Consider the following 5,571-nt stretch of genomic DNA (forward strand, 5'->3'; position numbering starts at 1 on the left):
ATATGTATCCTCTTCGAAAAGATTTTCTGATTTTGAATTTGAAGGTATAACTTATAAATATGTTCCTTCAAAATTTGATTTGGGAGTAATCTCTCCAAAAAACACAAAGGGGATTCGGATTACTTCGTTAGAGCGTACTGTAGTCGATAGCATAAAGGATTTTGACAAAATAGGAGGACTGGAAGAACTTCTAAATTGCATCACTTCTATCCCTTATTTAGATGAGGATCAATTAATCAAGTATTTGTCTGCTTATGAAATGCAGTTTTTATATCAGAAAACAGGGTTTATACTGGAACACTATAAAGATCAGCTGCATATTTCCGAAGAATTTATAGATTACTGTAAAAGTAAAATCGGGAAAAGCACCAGATATTTAACGAAAGAAAGCAACAAATACAATAGTCAATGGAGATTGGTTGTTCCAGAGGGTATTTTTCAAATTGTAGAGCAGGGAGGGATGCCCCTTGTATAACTATGACAAAAACTATATTTCTCAAAGAGCGTCCAAATTCGGATTTATCCGGGATACATTGGAAAAGGTGTATCGTTTAGCGGATATCTTAGAATATATAAACAGTGATCCAATATTGAAGGGTAAATTAGCTTTAAAAGGTGGAACTGCAATAAATTTAACAATATTTAATCTTCCGAGATTGTCTATAGATATTGACCTTGATTATTTAGGAAATGACAGCAAAGAAGAAATGCTGCAAAACAGAATGGTGATAAACACAGCTCTTGCAAAATTTATGACGCTTAACGGTTACAGGCTCAGCCCCAAAACAAAAACACCTCACAGTCTTGATTCCTGGATTTATGAGTATGTTAATTGCGTTGGCAACAAAGATACCATTAAGATAGAAATTAACTATTCTTTAAGAATGCATATTTTTCCGGTACAAGAAATGAAAATTATTACAGAACACTTTGAAAGTGAATATAATCTGAATTGCCTTAATGCTCTTGAGATTTTCGGTAGCAAGATTAATAATGCGCTCATAAGCAGGGCTGCGGCACGAGATTTATATGATGTTTATAATATGATTAAGTTTAGGCTGTTTGATGAAAGTGAAGAACAGCTTCTCAGAAAATGTGTGGTATTTTACGCTGCAATATCAGCCAAGGAAATAAATAAAAGCTTTGATACAGGGGCTATTGATGGCATTACAAAATATAAAATCAGGACTGATTTGTTTCCGGTGTTAACCAAACATGATCTATTTGACTTGGATTCAGCTAAAAAGCCCGTAAAGGAATATATTTCAGAATTAATGGCATTAACACCTCAGGAACAGGAATTCTTGGAGCAGTTTGAAGCAAAAGAGTATAAGCCGGAGCTGCTGTTCGATGATGCTGATATTATTTGTCGCATCAAATCACACTCAATGGCATTGTGGAAGATCAGACAGTGAGATGAAAATTAGGTTTAGTATGAGAGAAGAATTGCGGAATTACAGCAACCTTTAGGAACAAGTAAAGGAGGGGTAAAGGTGAGCAAAGCAGGAGCAAAACATTCGGAAGTGAAAGAGCTTTTAATGAAAGATGAAGTGTTTAAAGAAGAATATGAAAAGCTGAAGCTGCGGGAGGAATTGCTGGGAGTGGAACAGGACCGCTTGGATGGCCACGAGGACTGCAATCCTGAGGAGTTGGATAAATATCTGGATGGTATCATAGAAGATGTAGGGCGAGAAAAAGATAGTGCAACATAAGTATAATATAGCGAACTTATTACCTATTTTATTCGCTGCGCCTTACACTGAAGGAAAGTGGCGACGAAGCCGAAAGATCCGGTCTGAAATTTGAAAAGCTAGGCGGCGTCCTAAAAGGCGTCGGTGCGGCCATGGGCGCTGCGGCGGTCGCGGCAGGCGCGGCTGCCGTCAAGCTGGGGAAAGAGGTTGTGGAGCAGTTCGGCGAGCTGGAGCAGAACCTTGGCGGTTCGGAAGCCGTGTTCGGCGAATACGCCGCGCGTATCCAAAAAACGGGGGAAGAAACTTACAAAAACCTCGGCCTGTCCCAATCCGAGTATCTTGCCACCGCCAACAAGATGGGCGCGCTGTTCCAGAGCTCCGGCATCGAACAGCAAAAAAACCTGGAGCTTACTGAGAAGGCCATGCAGCGGGCGGCGGATATGGCATCGGTCATGGGCATCGACATGCAGACCGCCATGGAATCCGTCGCCGGAGCAGCCAAGGGCAACTTCACCATGATGGATAATCTGGGTGTCGCCATGAACGCCACCAGCATTGAGGTCTACGCCCTTGCGAAGAGGCTGGACTTCACCTGGGCCAGCGCCATCAATGCCGAAAAGGCTGAGAACGCCATGCAGATGTTCTTTGAAAACACTGAGTAGCACGCAGGCAACTTCGCAAGAGAATCTACCCAGACCATCAGCGGCTCCATCGGCCTTTTGCAGGCCGCCCTCGGTTCGTTCACGGCGGGACTCGGCAACGCGAACGCCGACATGACGAACCTCACGCAAAATCTTGTGGACGCCTTCCAGGCGGTTGTGAAAAATATCGTGCCGGTTTTGGAGAATATCGTGGCCACCCTGCCTGCGGCGACGGGCGCGATCCTCTCAGCGGTCGGGGATCTGCTTCCCATGTTGCTGCAAACCGTGACGGAATTGTTCTCGCAGGTACTCGAAACTCTCCTGAGCCTGCTGCCGGAACTGGTTCCCGCAGCGGTGCAAGCGGTCGTCACCATCGTGCAGGGGCTGTTGGACAATCGGTATTTCAGACAAAACATTGTTAATCCCACGTCGGAAAAGACCCACCTTATAGCAGAAAACGACGGAACCTTTTTCATCAATCTGGGCAAGAGGATTGTTGTAGGCGGCTGGATTAACCCTACCACCTATTCGGTCGGGCAGATGTATATACCCATATTCAATACCCGCCAAGGACCCGGCCAGCCAATTTTTATAAGTCTTGGGGGTATATCTCGAAAAACAGGTTACACAGGTTACAAGGTGCCAAATTCAGTATTGACAAGGATTTCAAGATTTTAAACACAGGTTACATCAGGACAAAAAACAGGTTACAAAAACACAAAAATGGGGTGTGGCTTTAATGCAGGAGCAGAAAATTGTGAAAGAAATACTGGCATATTTGAAAAACCTTGACGGGTGCTTTGCCTGGAAGGAGCATGGCGGGATGTATGGCACTGCCAGATTGCCGGACATTATCGTATGCTTACAAGGCAGGTTTATTGGAATCGAGGTAAAAAAGCCCGGAGGCAAATTGACGAAGTTGCAAGAAATTACTCTGAAACACATTGAACGTGCTGGTGGTGTGGCAGCTAAGGTTAACTTGATGAAAGAAGTTATTGAACTATTAAATGCTTTACAGGAAGGGACCTTTAATGGAGACAAAAGAATATGTGGAATACCTTCTCAAAAATTACAATAGGATAAAAAAGGACATAGAATACCTGAAATTCGAATTGGAGCATCTTCAAAATATCACCGAGGACGAGACAATAGAGGCTCTCTGCTTTAAGCAGCCGGTAGGAGAAAAAGTAGACACTGGCGGCATATCTGACAAAACTGCCCGTATAGCCTTGATTTTCCGGCAGTATATGCAGAGAATGAACAATAATGCGAGAGTGGAAATTGTGAAGGAAATCAGGGCGGCTGAATTTGAAATTATGAAGCTTGAGCACTATGTGAACGGACTTGACAGGAAGATTAGAGATGCAATAAAGGATTTATATTTTAACGAAATGACATGGAGTAAAGTTTGCGATAAATATGCAATAAGTGAGCGGACACTCAATAGGTATAGAAAAATTGCTGTTGAAGGGCTTGTGGCGGTGTTTGACGGAAAGAGAGCTGTTATTTAAACTTAAGTTGAAATATGGGAAGAAATTACTCATGTTATAAAAACGTGGGTAATTTTTTTTATTTTTTACCTATGTTATATTGAAATAGGAAAAGATTACGCATATAATATAGGCATAAGGAGTGATTCATATGGCTGATGTAAAGCTTTTGCCACCAGAAGCAGAGCTTGAAACAAAGAGAGTATTGAAACAACTTTTAAGGTCCCATAGAGCATTGGCAGAACTCAAAGGTTTTGCGGATATGATACCAAATAAAAATATTCTTATAAATGCTGTAACTATCAATGAAGCTAAAGACAGTTCCGAAATTGAGAATATTATAACAACACATGATGAATTATTTAAAGCTATGTCTCAGGAGAATTATAACAACCCGGCAGCAAAAGAGGTTATAAACTACAGAACTGCGCTTTGGCATGGTTATGAGCTTGTTAAGGAGAAAAAAATCCTGACAACCAATATGATTGTTGAAATTCAGCAATTAATTGAAAAAAATCGTGCCGGGATAAGAAAACTTCCGGGTACTGTACTGAAAAATGAAGCGACCGGGGAAGTGGTGTACACTCCTCCAAGCGGAGAAAAGGAAATACTAGCTCTTATGAGCAACCTTGAAAAATACATAAACGACGATTATGACAACGTTGATCCTCTTATTAAGTTAGCGGTCATTCATTACCAGTTTGAGACGATACATCCGTTTTATGACGGCAATGGAAGAACAGGAAGAATTATAAATGTATTGTATCTTATCCTGAAAGAATTATTGGATAGCCCTATACTTTATCTCAGCAAATATATAATCCGGAATAAATCAGCATATTATAGGTTGCTGCAGGAGGTCCGGACAAAAGGCGGCTGGGAAGAATGGATACTGTTTATATTAGAGGGTATAGAGCTAACTGCTGAAGAAACATTATTGCTTGTAAAGAGGATAAATAATGTTGTGGAAAAGACAGCTGAAGATATCAAAGATGTTTTACCTAAAATATATTCAAGAGAACTGGTAGACTTGCTGTTTTACGAATTTTATACCAAAATTGTATATATTAAAAAAGGACTTAATGTTTCAAGAAAGACTGCTTCAGCATATTTATCGTCATTGGAAGAAACAGGTTTTTTAGTGTCGCAAAAAATTGGCAAAGAGAGAATATATCTTAACACGCGATTGTTTGAAGTTGTACAACAAGCCGGTATGGAGAAATAGGCAAAAGTACAGTGAAAGTACAGTAAAGTGCCAGTGACATGTCCTTCTTTCTATGCTAAAATTTAAACTGAAAAAGTATAAATATAACTCTTAGTATTACTGCCGGGAGTTTTTATTTTAGGTGCCAGCCTGCAGGGGTTATTTTTCCTTACGGACGCCTTTAAAGGGGTCGTTTGGACTGGTTTTGACATCCATGAACCGGCCTGTATCGGAATCACGTTTAATCCAAAGGTCGGTCTTAGGATTGTGAACCTGTGAACGATTATCTACAGCACCATGTCTGTAATTATCTCCGGTATTTTTTGCCATGGGCATCAACCTCCTTCAAAAATGTTAGGCTGGCACCTATTACCATTATACTATATATTGTCGAAAAGAACAAATGTTTTGCTATATAAAGCAATTTGCGTTGTATATAATTTTACGATTAAAAATCTTTAAAACACCTTTTAAAAGTATATTTTCAGTCACAATAATTTCAAAATTAAGATTATCTTTCATTATAAAAACATAAAATTTTCCAC

At 40.4% G+C, this 5,571-nt stretch carries 7 protein-coding genes and 2 pseudogenes; 8 read left to right on the top strand and 1 reads right to left on the bottom strand.

Features of this window, described 5'->3' with window-relative positions; genetic code table 11:
* The 8 genes and pseudogenes from HPY74_19410 to HPY74_19445 form a co-directional block, all read left to right on the top strand.
* A partial coding sequence (locus HPY74_19410; GenBank protein ID NSW92778.1) for a transcriptional regulator occupies nt 1–475 on the top strand: 475 nt, incomplete at its 5' end.
* The gene (locus HPY74_19415) at nt 468–1,415 is read left to right on the top strand and encodes a nucleotidyl transferase AbiEii/AbiGii toxin family protein (protein NSW92779.1); all 948 of its coding nucleotides are present in this window, start codon (nt 468–470) and stop codon (nt 1,413–1,415) included. The genes HPY74_19410 and HPY74_19415, both read left to right, overlap by 8 nt.
* 78 nt (nt 1,416–1,493) lie before the next feature.
* Nucleotides 1,494–1,712, top strand: coding sequence for a toxin-antitoxin system, antitoxin component, PHD family protein (locus HPY74_19420; protein NSW92780.1), 219 nt, complete (start codon nt 1,494–1,496; stop codon nt 1,710–1,712).
* A 47-nt stretch (nt 1,713–1,759) separates the two neighbouring features.
* Nucleotides 1,760–2,725: pseudogene (locus HPY74_19425) on the top strand (phage tail protein).
* Nucleotides 2,726–2,728: 3 nt separating this feature from the next.
* A pseudogene (locus HPY74_19430) lies at nt 2,729–2,920 on the top strand (hypothetical protein).
* Between the two features lie 151 nt (nt 2,921–3,071).
* On the top strand, nt 3,072–3,410 hold the full coding sequence (locus HPY74_19435) for a VRR-NUC domain-containing protein (protein ID NSW92781.1): 339 nt from the start codon (nt 3,072–3,074) through the stop codon (nt 3,408–3,410).
* Nucleotides 3,364–3,843 (top strand): hypothetical protein, encoded by a 480-nt coding sequence (locus tag HPY74_19440; GenBank protein ID NSW92782.1) that lies wholly within the window; start codon nt 3,364–3,366, stop codon nt 3,841–3,843. The genes HPY74_19435 and HPY74_19440 overlap by 47 nt, the downstream gene beginning before the upstream one ends.
* Nucleotides 3,844–3,973: 130 nt before the next feature.
* Nucleotides 3,974–5,047, top strand: a complete 1,074-nt coding sequence (locus HPY74_19445; GenBank protein NSW92783.1) for a Fic family protein — start codon at nt 3,974–3,976, stop codon at nt 5,045–5,047.
* 138 nt (nt 5,048–5,185) lie between these two features.
* Here the strand turns inward: HPY74_19445 and HPY74_19450 are convergent, their stop codons facing one another.
* Nucleotides 5,186–5,356, bottom strand: a complete 171-nt coding sequence (locus HPY74_19450; protein NSW92784.1) for a hypothetical protein — start codon at nt 5,354–5,356, stop codon at nt 5,186–5,188.
* Nucleotides 5,357–5,571 lie beyond the last annotated feature (215 nt).

The sequence above is a fragment of the Bacillota bacterium genome, assembly GCA_013314855.1.
GTDB lineage: Bacteria > Bacillota > Clostridia > Acetivibrionales > DUMC01 > Ch48.

Coding starts and splice junctions, on each gene's coding strand:
- HPY74_19435 (NSW92781.1), top strand. CDS start 3,072: ATGCAGGAGCAGAAAATTGTGAAAGAAATACTGGCATATTTGAAAAAC.
- HPY74_19440 (NSW92782.1), top strand. CDS start 3,364: ATGGAGACAAAAGAATATGTGGAATACCTTCTCAAAAATTACAATAGG.
- HPY74_19445 (NSW92783.1), top strand. CDS start 3,974: ATGGCTGATGTAAAGCTTTTGCCACCAGAAGCAGAGCTTGAAACAAAG.
- HPY74_19450 (NSW92784.1), bottom strand. CDS start 5,356: ATGGCAAAAAATACCGGAGATAATTACAGACATGGTGCTGTAGATAAT.